General features: G+C 70.5%; 27 protein-coding genes. 9 read left to right on the top strand and 18 right to left on the bottom strand.

Annotated features, from left to right (window positions below; translation table 11 throughout):
* Positions 1–72: 72 nt before the first annotated feature.
* A complete protein-coding gene (locus ABT08_RS07130) occupies positions 73–546 on the top strand; it encodes an Lrp/AsnC family transcriptional regulator (RefSeq protein ID WP_137878092.1) in 474 nt (157 codons plus the stop codon).
* Here ABT08_RS07130 and ABT08_RS07125 read toward each other — a convergent pair.
* Positions 518–1,519, bottom strand: a complete 1,002-nt coding sequence (locus ABT08_RS07125) for an EamA family transporter (protein WP_082483186.1) — start codon at positions 1,517–1,519, stop codon at positions 518–520. The genes ABT08_RS07130 and ABT08_RS07125 overlap by 29 nt on opposite strands.
* 73 nt (positions 1,520–1,592) lie before the next feature.
* Between ABT08_RS07125 and ABT08_RS07120 the strand changes: the two genes are divergently transcribed.
* On the top strand, positions 1,593–2,150 hold the full coding sequence (locus ABT08_RS07120; RefSeq protein WP_056209112.1) for a CGNR zinc finger domain-containing protein: 558 nt from the start codon (positions 1,593–1,595) through the stop codon (positions 2,148–2,150).
* Here the strand turns inward: ABT08_RS07120 and ABT08_RS07115 are convergent.
* Complete coding sequence (locus tag ABT08_RS07115; RefSeq protein ID WP_056209114.1) at positions 2,113–3,021, bottom strand: alpha/beta fold hydrolase; 909 nt, start codon at positions 3,019–3,021, stop codon at positions 2,113–2,115. The genes ABT08_RS07120 and ABT08_RS07115 overlap by 38 nt on opposite strands.
* 80 nt (positions 3,022–3,101) lie before the next feature.
* On the opposite strand from ABT08_RS07115, the gene ABT08_RS07110 reads away from it, so the two are divergent.
* A complete protein-coding gene (locus ABT08_RS07110) occupies positions 3,102–3,827 on the top strand; it encodes a 3'-5' exonuclease (protein WP_048808950.1) in 726 nt (241 codons plus the stop codon).
* A gap of 115 nt (positions 3,828–3,942) precedes the next feature.
* Here the strand turns inward: ABT08_RS07110 and ABT08_RS07105 are convergent, their stop codons facing one another.
* The 3 genes from ABT08_RS07105 to glgA all read right to left on the bottom strand — a co-directional run bounded on the left by ABT08_RS07105 (position 3,943) and on the right by glgA (position 6,280).
* Positions 3,943–4,194, bottom strand: coding sequence for a type B 50S ribosomal protein L31 (locus tag ABT08_RS07105; RefSeq protein WP_045248153.1), 252 nt, complete (start codon positions 4,192–4,194; stop codon positions 3,943–3,945).
* Positions 4,195–4,270: 76 nt separating this feature from the next.
* Positions 4,271–5,062, bottom strand: coding sequence for an ABC transporter ATP-binding protein (locus tag ABT08_RS07100; protein ID WP_056209118.1), 792 nt, complete (start codon positions 5,060–5,062; stop codon positions 4,271–4,273).
* A gap of 9 nt (positions 5,063–5,071) precedes the next feature.
* Entirely contained in the window at positions 5,072–6,280 is a 1,209-nt protein-coding gene (gene glgA / locus ABT08_RS07095; RefSeq protein WP_056518555.1) for a glycogen synthase, read from the bottom strand.
* A 46-nt stretch (positions 6,281–6,326) separates the two neighbouring features.
* Between glgA and ABT08_RS07090 the strand changes: the two genes are divergently transcribed.
* A complete protein-coding gene (locus ABT08_RS07090; RefSeq protein WP_045248156.1) occupies positions 6,327–7,574 on the top strand; it encodes a glucose-1-phosphate adenylyltransferase in 1,248 nt (415 codons plus the stop codon).
* Between the two features lie 44 nt (positions 7,575–7,618).
* On the opposite strand, the gene ABT08_RS07085 is transcribed toward ABT08_RS07090, so the two are convergent.
* Genes ABT08_RS07085 through ABT08_RS07065 form a run of 5 tightly spaced genes read right to left on the bottom strand, consistent with a single transcriptional unit; the run spans position 7,619 to position 11,814 of the window.
* The gene (locus tag ABT08_RS07085; RefSeq protein ID WP_056209121.1) at positions 7,619–8,092 is read right to left on the bottom strand and encodes an S-ribosylhomocysteine lyase; all 474 of its coding nucleotides are present in this window, start codon (positions 8,090–8,092) and stop codon (positions 7,619–7,621) included.
* Positions 8,093–8,109: 17 nt separating this feature from the next.
* Positions 8,110–9,270, bottom strand: coding sequence for an aminotransferase class I/II-fold pyridoxal phosphate-dependent enzyme (locus tag ABT08_RS07080; RefSeq protein ID WP_288114387.1), 1,161 nt, complete (start codon positions 9,268–9,270; stop codon positions 8,110–8,112).
* 2 nt (positions 9,271–9,272) lie between these two features.
* The gene (locus ABT08_RS07075; RefSeq protein ID WP_056209128.1) at positions 9,273–9,941 is read right to left on the bottom strand and encodes a methionine ABC transporter permease; all 669 of its coding nucleotides are present in this window, start codon (positions 9,939–9,941) and stop codon (positions 9,273–9,275) included.
* Positions 9,938–10,966 carry a methionine ABC transporter ATP-binding protein gene (locus tag ABT08_RS07070; protein ID WP_235557343.1) on the bottom strand — a complete coding sequence of 343 codons (1,029 nt, stop codon included), beginning with the start codon at positions 10,964–10,966 and terminating at the stop codon, positions 9,938–9,940. Before ABT08_RS07070 ends, ABT08_RS07075 begins: the two co-directional genes overlap by 4 nt.
* Complete coding sequence (locus ABT08_RS07065; protein WP_288114384.1) at positions 10,963–11,814, bottom strand: MetQ/NlpA family ABC transporter substrate-binding protein; 852 nt, start codon at positions 11,812–11,814, stop codon at positions 10,963–10,965. The genes ABT08_RS07070 and ABT08_RS07065 overlap by 4 nt, the downstream gene beginning before the upstream one ends.
* Positions 11,815–11,950: 136 nt before the next feature.
* Between ABT08_RS07065 and serB the strand changes: the two genes are divergently transcribed.
* A complete protein-coding gene (serB, locus tag ABT08_RS07060; protein WP_416361453.1) occupies positions 11,951–12,592 on the top strand; it encodes a phosphoserine phosphatase SerB in 642 nt (213 codons plus the stop codon).
* Positions 12,593–12,595: 3 nt separating this feature from the next.
* Here the strand turns inward: serB and fabG are convergent, their stop codons facing one another.
* Positions 12,596–13,309, bottom strand: coding sequence for a 3-oxoacyl-ACP reductase FabG (fabG, locus tag ABT08_RS07055; protein ID WP_056209134.1), 714 nt, complete (start codon positions 13,307–13,309; stop codon positions 12,596–12,598).
* Between the two features lie 109 nt (positions 13,310–13,418).
* Here fabG and ABT08_RS07050 point away from each other — a divergent pair, with 109 nt between their 5' ends.
* From ABT08_RS07050 to ABT08_RS07035, 4 genes are read left to right on the top strand one after another with little or no spacing between them, the layout of a single operon-like run.
* A complete protein-coding gene (locus ABT08_RS07050) occupies positions 13,419–13,865 on the top strand; it encodes a DUF4190 domain-containing protein (protein WP_056209138.1) in 447 nt (148 codons plus the stop codon).
* A 42-nt stretch (positions 13,866–13,907) separates the two neighbouring features.
* Positions 13,908–14,270: a DUF3099 domain-containing protein gene (locus tag ABT08_RS07045; protein WP_082483198.1), complete on the top strand. Its 363-nt coding sequence runs from the start codon at positions 13,908–13,910 to the stop codon at positions 14,268–14,270.
* On the top strand, positions 14,267–14,467 hold the full coding sequence (locus ABT08_RS07040; protein ID WP_045248164.1) for a hypothetical protein: 201 nt from the start codon (positions 14,267–14,269) through the stop codon (positions 14,465–14,467). Before ABT08_RS07045 ends, ABT08_RS07040 begins: the two co-directional genes overlap by 4 nt.
* Positions 14,464–15,324 carry an SURF1 family cytochrome oxidase biogenesis protein gene (locus ABT08_RS07035; protein ID WP_288114380.1) on the top strand — a complete coding sequence of 287 codons (861 nt, stop codon included), beginning with the start codon at positions 14,464–14,466 and terminating at the stop codon, positions 15,322–15,324. Before ABT08_RS07040 ends, ABT08_RS07035 begins: the two co-directional genes overlap by 4 nt.
* A gap of 13 nt (positions 15,325–15,337) precedes the next feature.
* On the opposite strand, the gene ABT08_RS07030 is transcribed toward ABT08_RS07035, so the two are convergent.
* The 7 genes from ABT08_RS07030 to ABT08_RS07000 form a co-directional block, all read right to left on the bottom strand.
* Positions 15,338–16,936, bottom strand: coding sequence for an ABC-F family ATP-binding cassette domain-containing protein (locus ABT08_RS07030; protein WP_288114378.1), 1,599 nt, complete (start codon positions 16,934–16,936; stop codon positions 15,338–15,340).
* 115 nt (positions 16,937–17,051) lie between these two features.
* Entirely contained in the window at positions 17,052–18,071 is a 1,020-nt protein-coding gene (locus ABT08_RS07025; RefSeq protein WP_056209150.1) for an ABC transporter substrate-binding protein, read from the bottom strand.
* A gap of 10 nt (positions 18,072–18,081) precedes the next feature.
* Entirely contained in the window at positions 18,082–18,906 is an 825-nt protein-coding gene (locus ABT08_RS07020; RefSeq protein ID WP_288114375.1) for an ABC transporter ATP-binding protein, read from the bottom strand.
* On the bottom strand, positions 18,903–19,514 hold the full coding sequence (locus ABT08_RS07015; protein ID WP_288114373.1) for a FecCD family ABC transporter permease: 612 nt from the start codon (positions 19,512–19,514) through the stop codon (positions 18,903–18,905). Before ABT08_RS07015 ends, ABT08_RS07020 begins: the two co-directional genes overlap by 4 nt.
* Positions 19,415–19,915, bottom strand: a complete 501-nt coding sequence (locus ABT08_RS07010; protein WP_288114371.1) for an iron chelate uptake ABC transporter family permease subunit — start codon at positions 19,913–19,915, stop codon at positions 19,415–19,417. The genes ABT08_RS07015 and ABT08_RS07010 overlap by 100 nt, the downstream gene beginning before the upstream one ends.
* Complete coding sequence (locus tag ABT08_RS07005; RefSeq protein ID WP_045245985.1) at positions 19,912–20,919, bottom strand: FecCD family ABC transporter permease; 1,008 nt, start codon at positions 20,917–20,919, stop codon at positions 19,912–19,914. Before ABT08_RS07005 ends, ABT08_RS07010 begins: the two co-directional genes overlap by 4 nt.
* A complete protein-coding gene (locus tag ABT08_RS07000; protein WP_056518553.1) occupies positions 20,916–21,845 on the bottom strand; it encodes a siderophore-interacting protein in 930 nt (309 codons plus the stop codon). Before ABT08_RS07000 ends, ABT08_RS07005 begins: the two co-directional genes overlap by 4 nt.
* Between the last annotated feature and the right edge of the window lie 128 nt (positions 21,846–21,973).

Here is a 21,973-nt window from a genome sequence, read left to right as displayed (position 1 = left end):
GAGGAGCATTTTTCACGCCTGAAACAATTCGAGTGCGCATATTGCCTCTGAGCGGTGCTAATGTCCCCCATTATGGCGATACTCGATGCGAGTGATCTCGCTCTTCTCCAGGCATTGTCTGCCGACCCTCGTCGAGCGGTGACCTCGCTCGCCGACGACCTCGGCATGTCCCGCAACACCGTGCAGGCGCGGATGTCGCGGCTCGAGCGCGCCGGTGCGCTCTTGAGCTACGAGCGCGCGATCTCCACCACGGCGCTCGGCTATCCGATCGATGCGTTCATCTCGGTGCGCCTGCGACAGCCCGAGATCCCCCGCATCCGCGACGAGATCGCCCTCATCCCCGAGGTGGTGCAGGCCAACGGCCTCGCCGGCTCGATGGACCTCCTCGTGCGCGTGGCCTGTCGCGACACCCCGCATCTGTTCACCACCGACCGTCGCATCCTCGCCATCGACGGCGTCGAGCGCACCGAGACGTCGCTCGTGATGGACGAGCTCATCCCCTACCGGGTCGCGCCCCTCATCGACCTCGCGCGCTCGGAGCGCTGACCTGAGCGGGCCGCGCGTCGAGCCGAACCAGCACGACGCCGGTGAGCAGCACCGCCGCCCCCACATACTGCACCGGGCCCGGCAGCTCGCCGAGCAGCAGCGCCGCGAACAGCAGCGCGAACAGCACCTCCGACAGCCCCACGAACGACGCGACCCGCGAGCCGATGCGCGGCACCGCGGCGATGCCGAGGCCATAGCCGAGGGATGTCGCGACGAGCCCCACCCAGGCGAGTGGTACGAACCACGGCACCGCGACGCCGGCGAAGGTGACGTCGACGAACGCGGCGTGCAGGGGCAGGAGGCCGGTCACCCCCACGAGCGCCATGACCGCGGCGCCGACGAGCAGCCCGCCGGATGCGAGCGCGAGGGCGGGCAGACGGTCACCCGCGCGCTCCGCGATGACGAAGTAGGCGGCGACGCACACCGCGGCACCGAGCGCGAAGACGGTGCCGAGCACGTCGAATCGCGCGCCGGTCACGTCGACGACGAGCACCAGCCCCGCGATCGCGAGCACGGACCCGGTGAGGACGAGCCTCGAGGGACTGCGTCGGGTGCGCACCCAGGCCACGGCGACGAGCAGCACGGGCGCGAGGTACTGGATCAGCAGGGCCATCGCGACCGGCATTCGCTGCATCGCCGAGAAATAGAGGATCTGGCAGCCGGCGACCCCGGTGGCCCCGAACGCGAGGATCGTCATCGCGTGGCGGCGCAGGAACCCGGGTTCGAGCCGGATCGCGCGCACGAGCGCCGGCGAGAGCACGAGCCCCGCGAGCGTCATGCGCACCAGCAGCACGGCGCTCACCGACCAGCCGGCCTCGAGCAGCGGCTTCATGAGCGGGCCGCTCGACGAGAACGCGAACGCCGAGCCGACCGCGAACACGAGCCCGGACGGCGCGAAGCGCGGCGTGTCGCGCAGCGGCACCGTCGCGAGGGTCGGGACGATCAGCGGGACGGGTGCGGTGGGAGCGGACATGCGGCGCCGATCTGTCAGGACCGTTCAGTGATTACACTCATGACCGTAAGGGATCGGGGCGTCAGGAGTCAACATGCTTTTCATTCATGACACGGCGGAGTCCCTGCGCATGGCCGCCGACCTGGTCAACACCCTGCCGATCACCGCCGCCTCCGACGTCGATCGCCTCCTCACAGCCGACGACATGGAGGAGTTCCTCGCCGCGCATCCGTACAGCGGAGCGATCGCCCGGGACGACCGCGAGCGGGCGGCGGTGCGCGGCATCCGGGACCGCCTGCACGCCCTCTGGCACAGCGACCGCGCTGACGCGGTTCCCCTCGTCAACGCGATGCTCGCCGACGGCAGCGCCCTCCCCCGGCTCGTCATCCACGAGCCGTACGACTGGCACATCCACGCGACGGACGACGACGCGCCGCTCGCCGTGCGAATGATGGTCGAGTCGGCGATGGCGTTCGTCGACGTGATCCGCCAGGACGCCTACGACCGCGTGCGCGTATGCTCGGCCGACGACTGCCAGGGCGTCTACGTCGACTTCAGCCGCAACGGGTCGAAGCGCTACTGCGACTCGGGCAACTGCGGGAACCGTATGAACGTCAACGCGTATCGGCGCCGGCTCGCAGAAAACGACTGATGGCGGATGCCGCGGGCTCCGGCGTCTCGTAGTGGATGAGGTGCCCCACCCCGGGGATCTCGACCAACTCGACGTCGTCGAACAGCGTCGCGAGCGTGCGCTCGGCCTCGATCGGGGTGATGTCGTCGAGCTGCGCGGCCACCAGCAGCGTCGGCACGGCGACACGCGGCGCGAACGCCCGCACGTCGTGCGAGACGGAGGTCAGGAACGCGTCACTGAGCACGTCGCGATCGGCGAACCGGGAGAAGTACGCGTCGTGCTGGGCGTGCACGAAGCGCCGCAGCTCGGGATCGCGGGTCTTCACCATCGCGATGCTCATGGCGCGCACGATCGCTCGGTTGCGGAGCAGGCCCTCGCCGAGCGGGGCGGGCAGGGCCGCCCCGGCGCGGTAGTAGAAGACCGCGAGCCGGGTGAGGATGCCGCGGGGTCCCTCGAGCGCCGGTGCACCGATCGGGTTCACGAGCACGAGGCGCGGGGTCTCGAGCCCGCGCGCCACGGCGGCCGCCGAGACGATCGAGCCGAACGAGTGGCCGAGCACGACGGCGCCGGGCGCGACGGCGGCGACGAACTCGGTCAGCCACTGCGCGTAGGCGTCGAGGTCGTGGGTGCGACCGGGGAGCGGCGGCGTCTCGCCGAAGCCCGGGAGATCCGGAGAGACGACACGCACGCCGTCGAGATGCGCGACGACGGGGTCGAGCCCGTGGTGCTCGCCGCGGAAGCCGTGCACGGCGACGACGGTCGCCCACGGCTCGACGCCCACCGGAGGATCGTAGGTCCAGTAGCGGGTCATGCCGCCGAGGACCTCGACCTCGTGGCCCTCGACCCGCCGGTCGGCGAGCCGTGCGGCATAGGGCCCGGCGTCGACGATCATCCCCCGAGTCTACGGCGCCGCTCCGTGCCGCCCGGGCGCGCCTGCATCGGGATGTCGCACCTCCCCTCTAGCGTCGAGTCATGGCCGCGCACGACATGCTCCCGGGCTTCGACACCATCGACTGGGCGGCGCGCGTCGGCGTGTTCGACCTCGAGACGACCGGGGTCGACGTCACGACCGACCGCATCGTGACTGCCTATGTGGGCGTGCTCGACGCCGACGGAACGGTCCTCTCCTCAGCCTCCTGGCTCGCCGATCCGGGCATCGAGATCCCCGCGGGGGCGACAGCTGTGCACGGTGTCACGACCGAGCGCGCCCGCCGCGACGGGCGACCCGCCGCGGCAGTCGTGACCGAGATCGTCGCCGAACTGCGCGCGCTGTTCGACGCGGGAGTGCCGGTGGTCGCCTACAACGCCGCCTACGACTTCTCGCTCCTCGCGCACGAGGCGGCGCGGCACGGTGTTCCGCCGATCGCTGACCCCACGCCGGTGATCGACCCGCTCGTGCTCGACAAGAACGTCGATCGGTACCGCAAGGGAAAGCGCACCCTCGACGTGGTGGCAGCGCACTATGGCGTCGCGCTCACGGGCGCCCACGAGGCATCCGCCGACGCCGTCGCCGCCGGCCGCGTAGCCCTCGCCCTGCTCGACCGCTACGCGGATGAACTGCCGTCGACCCCGGCGGCCCTGCACACCGCGCAGGTGGCGTGGGCACGGTCGCAGGCGGAGAGCCTCACCGAGTATTTCGTGCGCATCGGCCGCCTCGACCCCGATGACGCCCTCGACGGCGCGTGGCCGGTGCGCTGAGCGGCACGCCTCGGCAGACGTCGCCCTCGACGTGCGGTCGCCACGATCATCGACCGCCGACAACGACGAAGGCCCCGACCTGCCGAAGCAGGCGGGGCCTTCGCGGTGCGGCGACTCAGCGAGCGCCGAAGTTCTTGAAGCGCTGGTTGAACTTCTCGACGCGACCGGCCGAGTCGAGGATGCGCTGCTTGCCCGTGTAGAACGGGTGCGACGCCGACGAGATCTCGACGTCGATGACCGGGTACTCGACGCCGTCGAGCTCGATGGTCTTGTCGCTCGACGCGGTCGAGCGGGTGAGGAAGGTCTCGCCCGAGCCGAGGTCGCGGAAGACGACGAGGTCGTAGGCGGGGTGGATGTCAGTCTTCATCGGATTCCTTGCGAGAGACGGAGGAAAGTCTGCGGTGCCGAACGCACCAAGGGGAGAGTCTATCAGGTCGGGCGGCTCAGCGGGAACGCACGGCGCGGGCGGCGAAGCGCCCCTCGTGCTCGTCGAGTTCGACGTCAACGCCGAAGGTCGCGCTCAGGTTCGCCGCGGTGAGCGTGTCGGCGAGCGGACCCGCCGCCACCGCCTGCGCCTCGCGCATGAGCAGCACGTGGGTGAATCCGATCGGGATCTCCTCGACGTGGTGGGTCACCATGATCATCGCGGGCGTGCTCGGCGCCTGGGCGTAGCCGCCGAGGAGCGAGACGAGCTCCTCGCGGGAGCCGAGATCGAGGCTCGCGGTCGGCTCGTCGAGCATGAGCAGCTCCGGGTCGGTCATCACCGCTCGCGCGATCTGCACCCGCTTCTGTTCGCCGTCGGACAGTGTGCCGAACGAGCGGTCGGCAAGGTGGTCGAGCTTCCACTCGGCGAGCACACGCAGCGCACGGCGCTCGTCGATCGCCTCGTACTGCTCCCGCCAGCGTCCGAGCACCGAGTAGGCGGCGGTGAGCACGACGTCGAGCACGCTCTCCTCCGACGGGATGCGGCGGCTCAGCGCCGTCGACGCGAAGCCGATGCGCGGACGGAGGTCGAAGACATCCGTGCGTCCCAGCCGCTCCCCCAGGATCGAGACCGTTCCCGAGGTCGGGTAGAGCAGCGCCGCCGCCAGCTGCAGCACCGTGGTCTTGCCGGCGCCGTTCGGGCCCAGCACGACCCAGCGCTCGTCGCCGGCCACAGACCAGGTCAGGTGTTCGACGATGTCCTTCGCGTTGCGACGAACGACGACATCGGCGAATTCGAGCACCTGCGGCATGACTCCAGCCTATCCGGCGCGGCCGATGACCTCCGTGTAGAGCGCGGCGGTTTGCTCGGCGATGCGCGCCCAGCTGAAGGCCTCGACGGCGCGTTCGCGGCCGGCGCGGCCGTAGGCGGCCGCTGCGGCCGGGTCGCTCACGACCTCGATGAGGGTGCGGGCCAGGTCGTGCACGTACCGGTCGGGGTCGACGGGAGTGCCGGTGCCGTCCTGCACCTGCTCGATCGGCACGAGCCGCCCGGTCACGCCGTCGACGACGACCTCGGGGATGCCGCCCGTCGCCGTACCGACGACGGCGGCACCGCACGCCATCGCCTCGAGGTTGACGATGCCCAGCGGCTCGTAGATCGACGGGCACACGAACGTCGTCGCCGCGCTCAGGATGGCCGACAGTTCGGGCCGGGGAAGCAGCTGGTCGATCCACACGACGCCGTCACGGGTGGCCTGCAGCTCCTGCACGAGCCCTTCGACCTCGGCAAGGATCTGCGGGGTGTCAGGCGCTCCCGCACAGAGCACCAGCTGCACGTCGGGCGGCAGCTGCCGCGCGGCCCGCAGCAGATACGGCAGACCCTTCTGGCGGGTGATGCGTCCGACGAAGACCACCGAGGGCCGCGCGGGATCGATGCCGAATCGGGCGAGCACCTCCGGGTTGTCGGTCGGATGCCACGCCTCGGCGTCGATGCCGTTGTAGATGACCCGCACCTTGCCAGGGTCGAGGGCGGGGTAGGAGCGGAGGATGTCGCGCCGCATCCCGTCGCTCACGGCGACGATGGCGGCCGCCTGCTCGTAGGCGGTCTTCTCGATGTAGCTGGAGAGGGCGTACCCACCCCCGAGCTGCTCGGCCTTCCACGGTCGCAGCGGCTCCAGGCTGTGGGCGGTGACGACATGCGGGATGCCGTGCAGCAGCGACGCGAGGAAGCCCGCGTAGTTCGCATACCAGGTGTGCGAGTGCACGACGTCGGCGCCCGCGACATCCGAGACGATCTCGAGGTCGACCCCGAGGGTCTGCAGCGCCCCGTTCGCTCCAGCCAGGCCCGGCGGCGTCGCGTAGGAGGTCGTCCCTACCTCGTCGCGCGCCGCGCCGAACGCGTGCACCTGCACGTCGACGTCTCGCTCACCGGCGAGGGCGCGCAGCGCCCGCACGATCTCGGCGACGTGCACTCCGGCTCCCCCGTAGATCTCCGGCGGATACTCCTTCGTGACGATGTCGACGCGCATGTCAAGGACGCTAGTACACGGGTGGAAGCCCGCCTAGTGTGGAGCCATGGCAGGGACGCACAAGAAGGTCTTCGGCATCATCCTCGCGGGCGGGGAGGGCAAGCGGCTCATGCCGCTCACGGTCGACAGAGCGAAGCCGGCCGTCCCGTTCGGCGGACAGTACCGCCTGATCGACTTCGCCATCTCGAACCTCATCAACTCGGGCCTGCGCCAGCTCGTCGTGCTGACCCAGTACAAGTCCCACAGCCTCGACCGTCACATCTCGCAGACGTGGCGGATGTCGGCGCTGCTGGACTCCTACGTCACGTCGGTGCCCGCACAGCAGCGGCTCGGCAAGCGGTGGTTCTCGGGGTCGGCCGACGCGATCCTGCAGAGCCTGAACCTCATCCACGACGAAGCCCCTGACATCGTCGTCGTCGTCGGCGCAGACCACGTCTACCGCATGGACTTCCGCCAGATGCTCGAGGCCCACATCGCCTCCGGTGCGCGGGCGACGGTCGCGGGCATCCGGCAGCCGATCGGGCTCGCCGACCAGTTCGGGGTCATCGACGTCGAACCGACCGACCCGACGCGCATCCGCGAGTTCCTCGAGAAGCCGCAGAACCCCACGGGGCTCGCCGACGCACCCCACGAGGTGCTCGCATCGATGGGCAACTACATCTTCGACACCGATGCGCTCATCGAGGCGGTCACGTCCGACGGCGAGCTGCCGACGTCGAACCACGACATGGGCGGCGACATCATCCCCTACTTCGTCTCACGCGGCGAGGCGGGCGTGTACGACTTCAAGGACAACGAGGTGCCGGGCTCCACCGCCCGCGACCGTGCCTACTGGCGCGACGTCGGCACGATCGATTCGTTCTTCGACGCGCATCGCGACCTGATCTCGACCCTGCCGGTCTTCAACCTCTACAACACCGACTGGCCGATCCACTCGCAGATGCTCAACTCGCCGCCCGCGAAGTTCGTGCGCGACGCCGTCGGGCGCATCGGCAACACGATCGACTCGATCGTCTCTCTCGGCTCGGTGCTCTCGGGCACCCATCTCGAGCGCAGCGTCGTGGGCCCGTGGACACTCTCGGGAGGCGGCGCGACGATCACCGACGCCGTGCTGTTCGACCGCGTGCGCATCGGCGCGGGCGCCCGCATCCACCGGGCGATCCTCGACAAGAACGTCGTGCTCGCCGACGGCGCGACAGTCGGCGTCGACCGCGAACTCGACCTGTCACGCGGCTTCACCGTCACGGACTCGGGCATCACCGTGGTCGGCAAGGGCGTGCGCATCGACAGCTGAGCCGCGGCATCCGCTCGGTCAGGACTGCGGATGCCGCGACGGGCTCAGACGCCGACGCGGGTGAACGCGTCGAGGCTGATGCCCTGAGCGAGGATGTCACGGGCCCACGCGCGAGCGCCGTGGAGGCTGTGGTCGCGATAGTTGCCGCAGCTGAACGCGTCGACGCCGGGCACGTCCTCCCACTGCACGTCCTCGGCGATCGCCCGCAGGCTCTCGCGGATCGCGGGGACGACGTCAGCGACAGCGGGCTCGCCCCACACGATCAGGTGGAATCCGGTGCGGCAGCCGAACGGTGAGATGTCGATGACGCCGTCGAGGTGGTCGCGCAGCAGGCTCGCGATCGTGTGCTCGATCGTGTGCAGCGCGGCCGTCGGGATCTCGCCCTCGTTGGGCTGCACGAAGCGCACGTCGAAGTTGGAGATCGCGTCGCCACGCGGTCCGCGCTCGACGGAGATGAGGCGCACGTACGGTGCGATGACGGCGGTGTGGTCGAGCGTGAAGCTCTCGACGTCGGCCATGGGGTCCTCCCGGTGGGTCAGGTCAGGGCGGCGCCCATTCGGGCGACCGCCTTTTCGAGTATGTCAATCGGATGCACGAGGCTGAGCCGGATGCGGCCCGCCCCACGGGGCCCGAACCCCGCCCCCGGGGCGACCGCCACGCCGTGCTCCGCGAGAAGCCGCGCGGCGAACGCGGCGTCGTCGGTGCCGTCGGGCAGATCGATCCAGACGAAGAAGGATCCGCCCGGGCGATGCACGGCGTAGCCGGCGTCCCGGAGTCCCGCGACGGCCGCATCGCGGCGTGCCCGGTACGTGCCGACGATCTCCTCGGCGGCGGACTGATCGCCCGCGAGCGCGACCGCCGCCGCCTCCTGCGTGGCGCCGAAGATCGTGCTGAAGGCGTGGGACTGGTAGGCCCGCATCGCCGCGATCGCCGACGCGTTGCCGACGGCGAAACCGAAGCGCCAGCCGGCCATGTTGTAGGTCTTCGAGAGCGTGGCGAGCTCGACGGTGCGCTCGGCCCCGGGATCGGAGGCGAGCGCCGAAAGCGGCGCGCCGTCATCGAAGCCGAGGGACGCATAGGCGAAGTCGTGGACGAACAGGGCGTCCAGTCGCCGCGCCACCGACACGGCCCGCTCGAACGTCGCGCCGGTCGCGACCGCGCCCGTCGGGTTGTTCGGGTAGTTCAGCACCAGGACGCGGGCGGACTCGAGACCGTCGATCGCCTCCCACTCGGGCTGACCGTCGGTCTCCGAGAGGGGCAGCGACACCTCCCGCGCGCCGGCGAAGAGCGCCGCCGAGTGGTACATCGGATATGCCGGATCGGGCAGGACGACTGTCTCCCCCGGGTCGGCGAATGCGAGGATGCCGGCCATGAGCGCCTCGTGGGAGCCGTGGAACACCGCGATCTGCGTCGTGGTGTCGAGCTCGACGCCGTGGTCGATGCGGTAGCGCTCGGCGATGGCCGCGAGCACCGAGGGACGCGGGCGGAACGACGGATACGCGTGGTTCTCGGGCCGCGCGACCTCACGCTGCATCGCCTCGACGATCGCGGGAGGCGTCGGCAGATCGGGATTGCCCTTCGACAGGTCGATGACGTCGACGCCGCTCGCGCGGGCGTGCGCGATCTGCGCGTCGAGCCCTGCGAAGAAGCTCTGGGGCAGAAGGCCGACCCGGCCGGCTCGTCGGAAGTCGGCCATCGTCACTCCCGTCGGGCGCGTCGGGCAAGCCGTGTGCCGATGAGCTGGATGACCTGGACGATCACGATCAGCGTCACCACCGTCACGAGCATGGCGATGCCGTCGAAGCGCTGATAGCCGTACGAGATCGCGAGGTCGCCGATACCGCCCGCACCCACCGTGCCGGCCATGGCGGAGGCATCCAGGAGTCCGATCGAGGCGGTCGTCAGCGCGAGGATCAGGGATCCGCGCGCCTCGGGCAGCAGGAACCGCACGAAGATCTGCCACGGGGTCGCCCCCATCGCCCGCGCCGCTTCGACGATTCCGGGCGGAACGTCGAGCAGTGAGTTCTCGACGAGCCGGGCGATGTAGGGCGCCACCATGATCGTCAACGGCACGATCGCGGCGTTCGCGCCGATCGTCGTGCCGACGAGCAGCCGGGTGAACGGGATGATCGCGACGAGCAGGATGATGAACGGCAGCGATCGCACGATGTTCACGATTGTGGAGAGCACGACGAACACCACGCGCTGAGGCAGGATGCCGCGGGGCCGGGTCGCGACAAGAAGCACGCCGATCGCGAGTCCGAGGATCGCACCGAAGAAGAGCGAGACACCCACCATGTAGAAGGTGGCGCCGAGCTCCTGGAGGAACTGCTCCGGCGTGATGAGGGTCAGAGCGTCCGGTCTCATGCGGCGACCTCCTCGATCGCGGTGACCTGGTCGCCGAGCGCGGCGCGGGCGGCGGCGACGGCCGCAGCGTTCCCGTCGATCTGCACCACCATCTGCCCGACAGTGTGACCCTGGATGTCGGTCATGTCGGCGTGCAGGATGTTCACCTGCACACCGAATCGGTGGATCAGCCCCGATACGAGCGGCGCGGTGACCTGCTCGTCGATGAGCAGCAGGTGCAGCAGGGCGGCGCCGCCGAGGCGCTCGCGCACGCGCGACGGGATCTCGTGCGGGATCACCGTGCCGACGAACGTGCGGGCGGTCTCCGTGCGCGGGCGCACGAACACGTCGAGCACCGAGCCCTGCTCGATGATGCGGCCGGACTCCATCACGGCGACCTCATGGCACAGGTCCTTGATCACGTCCATCTCGTGCGTGACGACGAGCACGGTCGTGCCGTACTCCTCGTTGATGCGCGCGATGAGCTGCAGCACCTGCGCGGTCGTCGTGGGATCGAGCGCACTCGTCGCCTCATCGCACAGCAGGACCCGGGGGTTGCGGACGATCGCCCGGGCGATGCCGACACGCTGGCGCTGCCCGCCGGACAGCTCGCGCGGGCGACGGTCGGCCATGGACCCGAGTCCCACGAATTCGAGCGCGTCGGCCGCGCGGCGGCGCGCCTCGGCGGCACGCACACCGTCGAGGCGCAGCGGCATCGCCACGTTGTCGCGCACGGAGACGGTTTCGAGCAGATTGAACTGCTGGAACACCATCCCGGTGCGCTTCTGCGCAGCCCGCAGCTCATCGCCGGAGAGCGAATGGAGGTCGACGCCGTCGACTTCAACCGTTCCGGTCGTCGGCCTATCCAGCGCGTTCACCATGCGGATGAGCGTGCTCTTGCCGGCACCGCTGTGACCGATGACGCCGAAGATCGATCCGTGCGGGACGGCGAGATCCACCCCGTCGAGCGCGACCGTGCCACCCCGGTGCACGCGACGGACGCCGGTGAACCGGACCGCCGCCCCGCCGTCGCCGGAGCCAGTCACTTCTGCTGCAGCGCGGCGGGCAGGTGGTAGCCGTCGTACTCGGAGTGGGAAGAGATGTAGCTGGCGAACTCCGGCGACGCGTACGCGGCGGCGATCGCCTTCGCCCAGGGGGTGTCGAGGTTCTTCTCATCGACAGCGACGACCACGGAGAACTTGTCGGCCAGGTTCTCGAGCGCGAGCGCGGCGGTCAGCTTGAGCCCGCCCGAGACGACGAAGTTGCCCTGGATGACCGAGTACGCGACATCCTGCAGCGACGGCACCTGCTGCGCGTTCTCGAGTGCCACGATCTGGATCCCGTGGGGGTTCGTGGCGATGTCGGCCGGAGAGGTGGTCGCGGGCTGGGTGTCAGGCTTGAGGGTGATCCAGCCGACCTGCTCGAGCACCTTGAAGGCTCGGTACATGTTGGACGGCGCGTTCGGGACAGCCACGGTGTCGCCGTCCGCGACGGCGTCGAGGGAGCTCTTCTTGCCGCCGAACAGTGCCATCGGGGGCGTCGGCACCTGCACGAGCGCGGCGTTGTGGATGTTCTCCTGCTGATTGATCGCGTCCATGTAGACCGGGTGCTGCATGATGTTCGCGTCGATCTCGCCGTTGGCGACCGCCACGTTCACGACGATGCCGTCGGTGAAGGAGACGGACTCGGCCTGGAAGCCCTCCTTCGCCAGAATCGGGGCGATGCCGCCTTCGAACATGTCCTGGTAGGGGCCGGGGTTGAATCCGATCTTGATCGATGTCTTCGCGCTCGCGTCGGCGCTCGGCGCGCCCTGGGCGAGGCCGCACGCGCTCAGGGTGGCGGCGAGGATGACGGACAGTGCGGCCGTGACGACGGCGCGACGGGACGATCTCATGCGAGAGGCTCCTCGATGGGCTTTCAGCGGGGGTACAGGCGAGCCATGGAACACACTCAGCAACCACGACCGTATGCGGGCGTGTGACGAGGTGAGACATCGTGTTACGCCATGAGTCGCATCGCCTCCCGCTACGGTGGAGCGCGTGCCCGCTCGCTTCCTCATCGTGCTCGACGCCGACTCCACGCTGATCCGCAACGAGGTGATCGAGCTCATCGCGGACGAGGCGGGGCGCGGTGCGGAGGTCGCGGCGGCGACCGAGGCGGCCATGCGGGGCGAGGTCGACTTCGCGACGAGTCTGCGCTCACGGGTCTCGGCGCTGACGGGCGTCTCGCTCGACGCGTTCGCGCGCGTGCGGGCGCGCATCGAGCCCACCCCGGGCGTCCACGAGCTCGCCGCAGCAGTTCACGCGCGGGACGGTGTCTTCGGTGTCGTCTCCGGTGGGTTCCACGAGGTGCTCGACCACATCGCGCCCCAGCTCGGGGTCGATGTGTGGCGCGCCAACCGCCTCGCGCATGACGGCAGCGCTCTCACCGGCGTCGTCGACGGCGACGTCGTCGACGCCCAGGCGAAGGCCGACACGCTCCTCGCGTGGGCGGCGGAGCGCGGCATCCCCTCGCATCGCACTCTCGCGGTCGGCGACGGCGCGAACGACCTGACGATGATGGCCACCGCCGGCCTCGGCGTCGCGTTCAACGCGAAGCCCGCCGTGCGCGCCCGTGCGAATCTGGTCGCCGCCCGGGTCGACCTCGCTCAGCTCATCCCGCTGCTGCCCTGAGGGTCAGTGCCCCATCCCGAGGCCGCCGTCGACGGGAATGACCGCGCCGGAGATGTACGCCGCGTCATCGGAGGCGAGCCACGTGACCACGCCCGCGACCTCGTCGGCTGAGGCGAACCTGCCCGCGGGGATGTTCTTCTTGTACTCCGCCTGCGTCGCCTCGGGGAGCTCAGCGGTCATGTCGGTCTCGATGAAGCCGGGCGCCACGACGTTCGCGGTGATGCCGCGTCCGCCGAGCTCGCGGGTGAGCGACCGCGCGAATCCGACGAGGGCGGCCTTCGAGCTCGAGTAGTTGATCTGCCCCGCCGAGCCGTAGAGGCCCACGACGCTCGAGATGAGGATGACCCGTCCCCAGCGCGCCTTCAGCAGACCCTTCGCCGCGCGCTTGACGACGCGGAAGGTGCCGCCGAGGTTCGTCGCGACGACATCGTCGAAGTCCTGCTCGCTCATGCGCAGCAGAAGTGTGTCGCGGGTGATGCCCGCGTTCGCGACGACGATCTCGACGGCGCCGAGGGTCGCCTCGATCTCGGTGAAGGCAGCGTCGAGGGATGCCGCGTCGGTGACGTCGGCGCGCACCGTCAGGGTTCCGGCGGGTCCCTCCCCGGACCGGGCCGTGACCGCGACCTTCGTGTAGCCGGTGGACACGAAGCGCTCGGCGATGGCGCGGCCGATGCCGCGGTTTCCGCCGGTGACGAGGACGACCTTGTCGAGGGACATGCAGGGAACTCCAGACTCGTGGGACAGCTCCGGCCAGCCTATCGAGCGGAAGTTTGACAGCCGTTGTCGGCACTGGGACTCTGGTGCCACAGACGAGAAAGGCACCGCCGTGAGCACTCCGAACGACGAGAACCCGACCCCTGCACCCGCGACGCCCCCGACGGCCGCCGAGCCGACGGCGCCGCCCGCCGCCCCGGCACCGCCCGCGTACGAGGCCGCCCCTCCGGCAGCGCCGACCTACGCCCCTCCCGCAGCGCCCGGGTACCCGCCCGCCTATCAGGCGACCCCGACGTACGCGTACGCACCCGCGCAGAGGACGAACCTCTTCGCCATCCTGTCTCTGGTGTTCGCCTTCGTGTTCTCGGTGCTCGGCATCGTGTTCGGTCACGTCGCACTCAGCCAGATCAAGCGCACCGGCGAAGACGGACACGGTCTCGCCGTCGCCGGTCTCATCGTGGGCTACGTGTTCGTGGGTCTGAGTGTGATCTTCACCGTGATCTACGTCATCTTCATCTTCGCCGTCATCGGTTCGGCCGCGACCTACCGCGGCTACTGATCGGGTCGCGTCACGATGGGACCGGCGTACGCTGGTCTCACCGTGAAGCGCCTCACCCCTCAGACCGCCACCTCGCTCCCGCGCGCCCCGCGCGAGGACGAGCGATCGCGCCAGGTCAAGTACCTGGTGTCGATGTCGGTGCGCGTCGTCTGCTTCCTGCTGATGGTGCTCGTCACGCCCTACGGCTGGTACACCTGGGTCTTCGGCGCTGCGGCGGCGCTCCTCCCCTACATCGCCGTCGTCATCGCCAACGTCGGTCAGGACCTGATCTCGAGCACCGCGAGCGCCCCGACAGATCAGACGGCCGAGGAACCTGCGACACGGGCGGTCGACGCCCACCCCGAGACACCGACGGTCATCACGATCTCCGAGTCGACCCGCATCGATCGGGACGGCACCGCGTGAGTGCTGCGACACCCTGTTCACGAGCAGGATGCCGCGCCGACGCGTCCTGGCGGATCGACTGGCGCAACCCGCGCATCCACGCCGAGGACCGACGCAAGACCTGGACCGCGTGCGACGCGCACGTCGAGTTCCTGACCGGCTTCCTCACCTCCCGCGACTTCCCCGTGTGGACATCGACCCTGACGGCCGCCTCGTGAGCGCGCCCGTGGAAGACCCGCGTCGCTGGCTGCGCTGGACCGGGTACGTCGCCGTCGCGATCCTCTTCGCGATCTCGTGCGCGTTCCTCTCGAACTGGCAGTTCGGCCGCAATACGTGGCGCTCCGACCAGCTGTCGCTCATCTCGAACAACTACGACGCGACGCCGGTCTCCCTCGACGCCGTGCTCGCCGCCGACGGCTCGCTCGACCCCTCGAAGCAGTGGCAGCCGATCAGCGTGCGCGGGACGTACGACGTCGCCGAACAGGTCGTCGCGCGCAACCGCATCAACAACGGCACGACCGGGTTCGAGGTGCTCACCCCCCTCACGCTCGACGACGGGAGGGTGCTGATCATCGACCGCGGCTGGGTGCCGCCGGCCGCCACCGGCGACGGCCCGAGCACGATCCCCGCTCCCCCGAGCGGCGAAGTCACGGTGATCGCGCGAGCCCAGCCGTCTGAGGCGCTGCCGTCGGGGCGCGGCACGATCACAGGACAGGTGCCGAGCATCAACCTCCCCCTCGTCGCTGCGACGACGGGGTCCGAGACCTACACCGGCCTCTACGGCCTGATGGTGTCGGAGGACCCCGCCGCGGCATCCGTACCCACCCCGCTCGCCGCTCCCGACAACGACCCGGGCCCGTACCTGTCGTACGCGATCCAGTGGATCATGTTCGCCGTCATGGGGTTCGGGTTCATCGGCTACGTCATCCGCACCGAGATCCGCAAACGCCGGGGGCTCGACCGCACACCGGACGACGATGAGGAAGACGACGACGGCATCGAGTACGCACCTCGCAAGCGGCGTCGCAGCGACGCCGAGATCGAGGACGAGCTGCTCGATCACGCGGGGGCGTGAGGCATCCGCCCGCTCAGGCCAGTGTGATCAGGTCGGCGTAGTCGCGGCCCCAGATGTCCTCGACTCCGTCGGGGAGGATCAGCACGCGCTCGGGATTCAGCGCCTCGACAGCACCCTCGTCGTGGGAGACGAGGATGACGGCCCCCTCGTAGTGGGCGAGCGCGCCGAGGATCTCGTCGCGCGATGCCGGATCGAGGTTGTTCGTCGGCTCGTCGAGCAGCAGCACGTTCGCCGCCGACACCACGAGCGTCGCCAACGACAGGCGCGTCTTCTCACCGCCGGAGAGCACGCCGGCTGGCTTGAGCACGTCGTCGCCCGTGAACAGGAACGAGCCCAGCACCTTGCGGGCCTCGGTCGCGTTCAGGTCGGGCGCAGCCGACATCATGTTGTCGAGCACCGAGCGTGACGTGTCGATGTTCTCGTGCTCCTGGGCGTAGTAGCCGATCTTCAGCCCGTGGCCCGGCTCCACCTGACCGGTGTCGGCGAGGTCCACGCCCGCGAGGATGCGCAGCAGCGTCGTCTTGCCCGCGCCGTTGAGCCCCAGCACCACGACCTTGGAGCCCCGGTCGATCGCAAGGTCGACGTCGGTGAAGATCTCGAGCGACCCGTACGACTTCGACAGGCCCGAGGCGCGCAGCGGCGTCTTGCCGCACGCGGCCGGCTTCGGGAAGCGCAGCTTCGCGACGCGATCCTCCTGACGCACGTCGTCGAGCCCCGACAGCAGCTTCTCGGCGCGCGCGACCATCTGGTGCGCGGCCGCCGCCTTCGACGCCTTCGCCCCGAACCGCGCCGCCTGCTGCTGCAGCGCGGTCGCCTTCTTCTCCGCGTTGGCGCGCTCCTTCTTGCGGCGCTCCTCGTCGGCGACCCGCTGACGCAGGTAGTTCTTCCAGTTCATGTTGTAGATGTCGATGACCTGACGGTTCGCGTCGAGGTAGAACACCCGGTTGACGGTCTCGCCGACCAGCTCGATGTCGTGGCTGATGACGATCAGCCCGCCCTTGTAGCTCTTGAGGAACTCCCGCAGCCACACGACGCTGTCGGCGTCGAGGTGGTTGGTCGGCTCGTCGAGGATCATCGTCTGCGCGTCCGAGAAGAGGATGCGCGCGAGCTCGATACGACGACGCTGGCCGCCCGAGAGGGTTCGCAGCGGCTGGTCGAGGATGCGGTCGGGCAGCGAGAGGTTGTGGGCGATGGATGCCGCCTCCGCCTCGGCGGCGTACCCGCCCAGGGCCTCGAAGCGCTCGGTGAGCGATCCGTAGCGCCGCATGGCCTTCGCCGCGGCATCCGGGTCGTCGGAGGCCATCTCGAGCGATGCCTCGTGCATGCCGATCGCGAGCTGGCCGAGACCGCGCGCATCGAGGATGCGGGTGCGGGCGAGGTCGTCGGGGTTGCCGGAGCGGGGGTCCTGCGGCAGGTACCCAAGCTCGCCGGCGCGATCCACACCACCGTTGCTCGGCAGCAGGTCACCCGCGAGCACCTTCGTGAGGGTGGTCTTCCCGGCGCCGTTGCGGCCGACGAGCCCCACCTTGTCGCCCGGGCCGACGCGGAACGAGACATCCGACATCAGCACGCGTGCGCCGACGCGGATCTCGAGATCGTGGACGGCGAGCACGGTCAGATCCGATCCGTTGAGGGGTGGGGAGAGCGACCCGACGGGGTCAGCCTCCCAGTATAAATCGCGCGGGGCACCCGACTGCGCGCCGGATGCCCCGCGGACGACGGGTCGCTCAGCCCTTGGCGGTCTTCACCGCCGCCGAGAGCTTCTCGGCGAGCGTGGGCAGAAGCCACGGCAGCGACAGCGCCGTGGGCGAGACCGCGGCGACGTTCTCCTCGCCGACCACCTCCGCGACCGCACCCGTGGCGACGGCCGGGATCAGCTGGCCTCGGGAGGACTGCAGGAAGGTGTCGAGGTCCGCCTGCTGCTCGCCCTGGATGAGGATGACCTGCGCGTCGACCTTGTCGAGCTGCTCGTAGCTAACGGTCGTGTAGAAGTTGCCGTCCTTCGGGTCGAGTGCGTCGAGGCTCGGTGTGGAGGTGAAGCCGAGGTCGCGCAGGATCTCGACGCGCGGATCCGCGTCGACGTACATGTAGAACGTGTTCACGTCGTCGTCCACGTAGGCGATCGAGGTGCCCTGGAACTCGGGATGGGCCGCAGCGGTGTCCGCGACCAGCTTGTCGAGGTTCGCGAGCAGCGTGGTGGCGGCGACGGCCTTGCCCAGCGCCTTCCCGACGATCGAGATGACGTCGCGCCACGGGGTCGACCAGGCGTGGTCGGGGTAGGCCACGACCGTCACTCCGGCCTTCACGAGGGCGTCCCGCTCGTCCTGCGTGATTCCCGAGTACGGAGCGAGGAACAGGTCGGGGTTGGCGGCCAGGACGGCTTCGATCGGCACCGTCTGCGCCGACGAGTCGAGCACGGTCGGGGTCGCGGCACCGAGGTCCGTGAGCGCCTTCTCGACCCACGGGGTGAGCTTGTTGTCACCCCCGCCGTAGTCCATCGACGCGACCGCGACGGGCACGGTGCGGAGCGCGAGCGCGGCCTCGGTCGCACCCCAGCCCCACGTCACGACGCGCTCGGGGGCGCTGGCGATCGTGGCGCCGCCGAGCGCATCGGAGATCGTGACCGGGAAGCCGTCGGAGGAGGCCGTGGTCGAGGATGCGGCGCCGGATCCGGCGCAGCCGGCAAGGGCGAGGGTCGCTGCGACGACCGCCGCGAGGGCGGCGAGTCGGGAACGGGAACGGGTCATGTGCTGCCTTTCAGGGGAGGGATGGCACGGCGGGTGCAGAGTCGGCGTGCGTTCGGGGGATGACGAGGGGGCTCCCCGTCACGGGATCGGGGATCACGACGGCGTCGAGACCGAACGCGGCCGCGACGGTCGCGGGAGTGAGCACGTCGCCCGGCGCACCGTGGGCGATGACGGCGCCGTCCGCCATGACGACGAGGTCGTCGGCGTAGCGGGCCGCGAGGGCGAGTTCGTGCAGGACGGCGACGACGGTCGTGCCCTCCGTGCGGTTGATGCGGCGCAGCAGCTCGAGCACGTCGATCTGGTGGGCGAGGTCGAGGAAGCTCGTCGGCTCGTCGAGCAGCAGCGCACGCGGCTGCTGGGCGAGCGCCATCGCTATCCAGACGCGCTGACGCTGACCGCCCGACAGGTCGTCGACGGGACGGTCGGCGAGGTCGGCGACCCCGGTCTGCACCATGGCGTCGGCGACCACGCGGGCGTCGTCGCTGCGCCAGCGTCCGAGGGCGCCGCGGTGGGGGTGGCGGCCTCGGGAGACGAGTTCGGCGACGGTGACGCCGTCGGGGGCGATCGGATGCTGCGGCAGCAGGCCGACGGACTGAGCGAGGCTCCGGCGGGGCATCCCCGCGATGTCGTCGCCGTCGAGCGTCACCCGGCCGGCGAGCGGCGCGCGCAGTCGCGCGAGGGTCGACAGGAGGGTGGACTTGCCGCTCGCGTTCGCCCCGATGATGACGGTGAGCCGTCCGGGGGCGATGTCGAGGTCGAGCCCGTCGAGGACCCGGCGCCCGGGGTAGCCGGCGGCGAGCCCTTCGACGCGGAGGTGTGCGGAGGCGGTGGTCATGCGAAGCGTCCCTTCGAGGTCGCGAGGAGCCACAGCAGGAAGACGGCGCCGAGCGCGCCGGTGACCGCGCCCACGGGGATGCTGCGTCCCGGCCACGCGTGCTGCGCGACGAGGTCGGCACCGACGAGCAGCACGGAGCCCACGAGCGCGCTCGTGCCGAGCGAGGGAGCGGCGCCGCGGCGCAGCGAGCGCGCGATCGCGGGCGCGCACAGCGCGACGAACGAGATCGGCCCGCAGAAGGCGCACACCGTGGCGGTGAGAAGCACGGCCGCCGCGATGACCGCGAGGCGCACGAACCCGAGCCGCACGCCGAGCCCCGACGCCGCGTCGGGTCCGAGGGCGAGCACGGGCAGGTCGCGTGCCGCGAGCAGCACCGCCGGAAGCGTGACGACGACAACGGCGGCGACGGTGGCGACCTGCCACCAGGGCGTCGCATTCAGGCTTCCCGCGAGCCACACGTACGCCGCCTGCGCCTGCTCGATCTTCGACCGGGTCAGCAGGTAATCGATCACGCAGGCGCACAGGAACGAGACGCCGATGCCCGCGAGGATGATGCGGAAGCCGCTCTGTCCGCGCCGCGCGGCGGCCACGAGCAGCAGCACCGCCACCGCGGCTCCCCCGCCGAACGCGACCACGGCAAGCAGCGGCCCGGCGATGCCGAACACCTCGCGCCACCGCTGATCCCGAGCAGGTCGGGGCTCGCGAGCGGGTTGCGCAGCAGCGCCTGGAGGAGCGCCCCGGCGAGGGCGAGAGCGCCCCCGGCCACGACAGCCATCGCGAAGCGCGGCATCCGGGTCTCCCACACGATGTAGGTCTCGATGCGGGTCCCGCCTCCGACGAGGGTGCGCAGCACCTGCCCGGGGTCCATCGGGTAGTCGCCGAGGCCGAGCGCGAGGGTCGCCGCGACGAGCAGCACGATGGTCATCGCGGCGGCGACCAGGAGCGCGCGTCGGCGCAGGCCGCGACGCACCCGGTCGACGGCCGCCAGCGAGGCGGTGAGCGCGGTCATACGGTCACCAGCCGGCGGCGCAGCACGAGCAGCATCAGCAGCGGAGCACCGAGGAAGGCGACGACCACTCCCGCCTGCACCTCGCCGGGCGGGGCGATCAGACGCCCGACGACGTCGGCGCTCACGAGGAGGGCGGCACCGACGGGGATCGCGAGGGGCATGAGGCGGCTGTACGAGCCGCCGCGGAGCGGGCGCAGGAGGTGGGGCACCGCGAGTCCGAGGAAGACGATCGGGCCCGCGATGGCGGTCGCGCCGCCGCACAGGAGCACGCTCGCGACGACGCCGAGAATCCGGGTGCGGGTGGCGGAGTGGCCGAGGCCGGCCGCGACGTCGTCGCCGAGGGCGAGCAGATCGAGTCCGCGGGCGACGCCGAGCGCGATCACGGCGCCGATGACGAGCGGTACGGCGACGAGGGCGACTGCGTCGAGACCGCGCGCGGTGAGACCTCCGACGGTCCAGTACCGGTAGACGGCGAGAGTCGTGGCGCTGGAGGTGAGAACGGCGAGCACGATCGCGGTGAGGGCCGCCGTGACGGCCGCGCCGGTGAGCGCGAGCCGCGCGGGCTGTGCCCCGGCGATGCCCGCGACCGCTCCCACGAGGAGGGCTGCGGCGGCGGCGCCCGCGAACGCGAACCACACGAACGCCTCGGGTGTGGCGGCGCCGAGCACGGTGATCGCCAGCAAGACCGCGACGGATGCCCCGGCGTTCACACCGAGCAGTCCGGGATCGGCGAGCGGGTTGCGGGTCAGGCCCTGCATCATCGTGCCGGCGAGCCCCAGCGCCGCTCCCGCCGCGAGACCGATGACGGTGCGCGGCACCCGCTGGGTCACCACGACGCTGTGGTCGGGGTTGCTCGGATCGAACACCGTGAGGGCCTGCCACACGACGTTCGGCGCGATCGGACGGGAGCCGATCGCGAGGCTCGCGACGACGACGGCGACGAGCGTCAGGCACGCCGCAGTCCAGAGCACCGCGGTGCGGCGCCCTCTGTGACCGGGGGTCACTCCGTGCGCTCCGACTGCCCCGCTCGCCAGTAGCCCATGAATGCGACCCGGGAGCGGTCGACGCCGTGATCCTGCACGAGCAGTCGACGCAGGGTCTTCACGACCGAGGACTCCCCCGCCATCCATGCGTAGAAGTCGCCGACGCCACCTGTCGGGGCATCCCAGAGCAGTTCCCGGTCGACATCGATGTCCGCCAGCTCCTGACGCTCGGCGGCCGCAACGGAGTCGAGATGATGGCGGGATGCCGCGCACCAGACGCGCACCGCGTCGATGAGCGTCTCGCCGTGCTCGGCCTCGTCGCGGGCGAGCCAGGTGAGCGTCGAACGCGGTGCGAGTTCGACGTGCTGCGCGTCGGCCGCGTGCGGCACCTCGATGAACGCGGTAGCCGCGACATCCGTGCCGTGGAGCGATTCGAGGATCGAGCAGATCGCGGGCGCCGCCGTCTCGTCGCCGGCCAGCAGCACGGTGCGGGCGCCGCGGGGGTGCCAGTCGATGCCGCTGCGCGAGTCGGAGCTGAGTTCGTCGGGGCCGACGATGACGATCTCGTCGCCGAGATCGGCCGCCTCGGCCCAGGCGCCCGCGGGCCCGGCGTCGTGGTGCACGACGAAGTCGATGGTCAGCACACCCTCGCGGATGCGCCGCACCGTATACGTGCGCAGGATCGGACGCTCGGCGGTGGGCATCGCCCGCCAGCGCGCGTACCAGAGCCCGTCGTGGGGCTCATCGGCGATGCCGGTCCTTGGGGCCTCGGGGGTCGGCAGCAGGAGCTTGAGGCGCTGGTCGAGTCCGGCGGTGCCGAAGTCCTCGAACCCGTCGCCGTGGAAGTGCACGCGACGGAACGAGGGGCCGAGTCGTTCGACGCCCACCACCCGCGCCCGGTAGGGCCGGTAGGCGGGTCGGACGGAGGTCTCCACCGAGCTGGTCACCCAGTTAGGTTAGCCTTACCTCTCTATGGTGCGCAAACTCGTCAGCGCGTCACGAGCGCGCCGACGCGCGCGATCGCCTCCTCGATCACCTCGGGCGCGCACCCGAAGTTCAGGCGCACGTGGCCGAT

The sequence above is a fragment of the Microbacterium sp. SCN 71-21 genome, assembly GCF_001725695.1.
Classification (GTDB): domain Bacteria; phylum Actinomycetota; class Actinomycetes; order Actinomycetales; family Microbacteriaceae; genus Microbacterium; species Microbacterium ginsengisoli.
Note: the sequence above shows the minus strand (reverse complement) of the source record. Positions and strands in the feature narration are given on the sequence as shown.

Bases quoted from the DNA above. Each gene is read 5' to 3' on its own strand.
- ABT08_RS07130 (WP_137878092.1), top strand. From the start codon at position 73: ATGGCGATACTCGATGCGAGTGATCTCGCTCTTCTCCAGGCATTGTCT.
- ABT08_RS07125 (WP_082483186.1), bottom strand. From the start codon at position 1,519: ATGTCCGCTCCCACCGCACCCGTCCCGCTGATCGTCCCGACCCTCGCG.
- ABT08_RS07120 (WP_056209112.1), top strand. From the start codon at position 1,593: ATGCTTTTCATTCATGACACGGCGGAGTCCCTGCGCATGGCCGCCGAC.
- ABT08_RS07115 (WP_056209114.1), bottom strand. From the start codon at position 3,021: ATGATCGTCGACGCCGGGCCCTATGCCGCACGGCTCGCCGACCGGCGG.
- ABT08_RS07110 (WP_048808950.1), top strand. From the start codon at position 3,102: ATGGCCGCGCACGACATGCTCCCGGGCTTCGACACCATCGACTGGGCG.
- ABT08_RS07105 (WP_045248153.1), bottom strand. From the start codon at position 4,194: ATGAAGACTGACATCCACCCCGCCTACGACCTCGTCGTCTTCCGCGAC.
- ABT08_RS07100 (WP_056209118.1), bottom strand. From the start codon at position 5,062: ATGCCGCAGGTGCTCGAATTCGCCGATGTCGTCGTTCGTCGCAACGCG.
- glgA (WP_056518555.1), bottom strand. From the start codon at position 6,280: ATGCGCGTCGACATCGTCACGAAGGAGTATCCGCCGGAGATCTACGGG.
- ABT08_RS07090 (WP_045248156.1), top strand. From the start codon at position 6,327: ATGGCAGGGACGCACAAGAAGGTCTTCGGCATCATCCTCGCGGGCGGG.
- ABT08_RS07085 (WP_056209121.1), bottom strand. From the start codon at position 8,092: ATGGCCGACGTCGAGAGCTTCACGCTCGACCACACCGCCGTCATCGCA.
- ABT08_RS07080 (WP_288114387.1), bottom strand. From the start codon at position 9,270: ATGGCCGACTTCCGACGAGCCGGCCGGGTCGGCCTTCTGCCCCAGAGC.
- ABT08_RS07075 (WP_056209128.1), bottom strand. From the start codon at position 9,941: ATGAGACCGGACGCTCTGACCCTCATCACGCCGGAGCAGTTCCTCCAG.
- ABT08_RS07065 (WP_288114384.1), bottom strand. From the start codon at position 11,814: ATGAGATCGTCCCGTCGCGCCGTCGTCACGGCCGCACTGTCCGTCATC.
- fabG (WP_056209134.1), bottom strand. From the start codon at position 13,309: ATGTCCCTCGACAAGGTCGTCCTCGTCACCGGCGGAAACCGCGGCATC.
- ABT08_RS07025 (WP_056209150.1), bottom strand. From the start codon at position 18,071: ATGACCCGTTCCCGTTCCCGACTCGCCGCCCTCGCGGCGGTCGTCGCA.
- ABT08_RS07020 (WP_288114375.1), bottom strand. From the start codon at position 18,906: ATGACCACCGCCTCCGCACACCTCCGCGTCGAAGGGCTCGCCGCCGGC.
- ABT08_RS07010 (WP_288114371.1), bottom strand. From the start codon at position 19,915: ATGACCGCGCTCACCGCCTCGCTGGCGGCCGTCGACCGGGTGCGTCGC.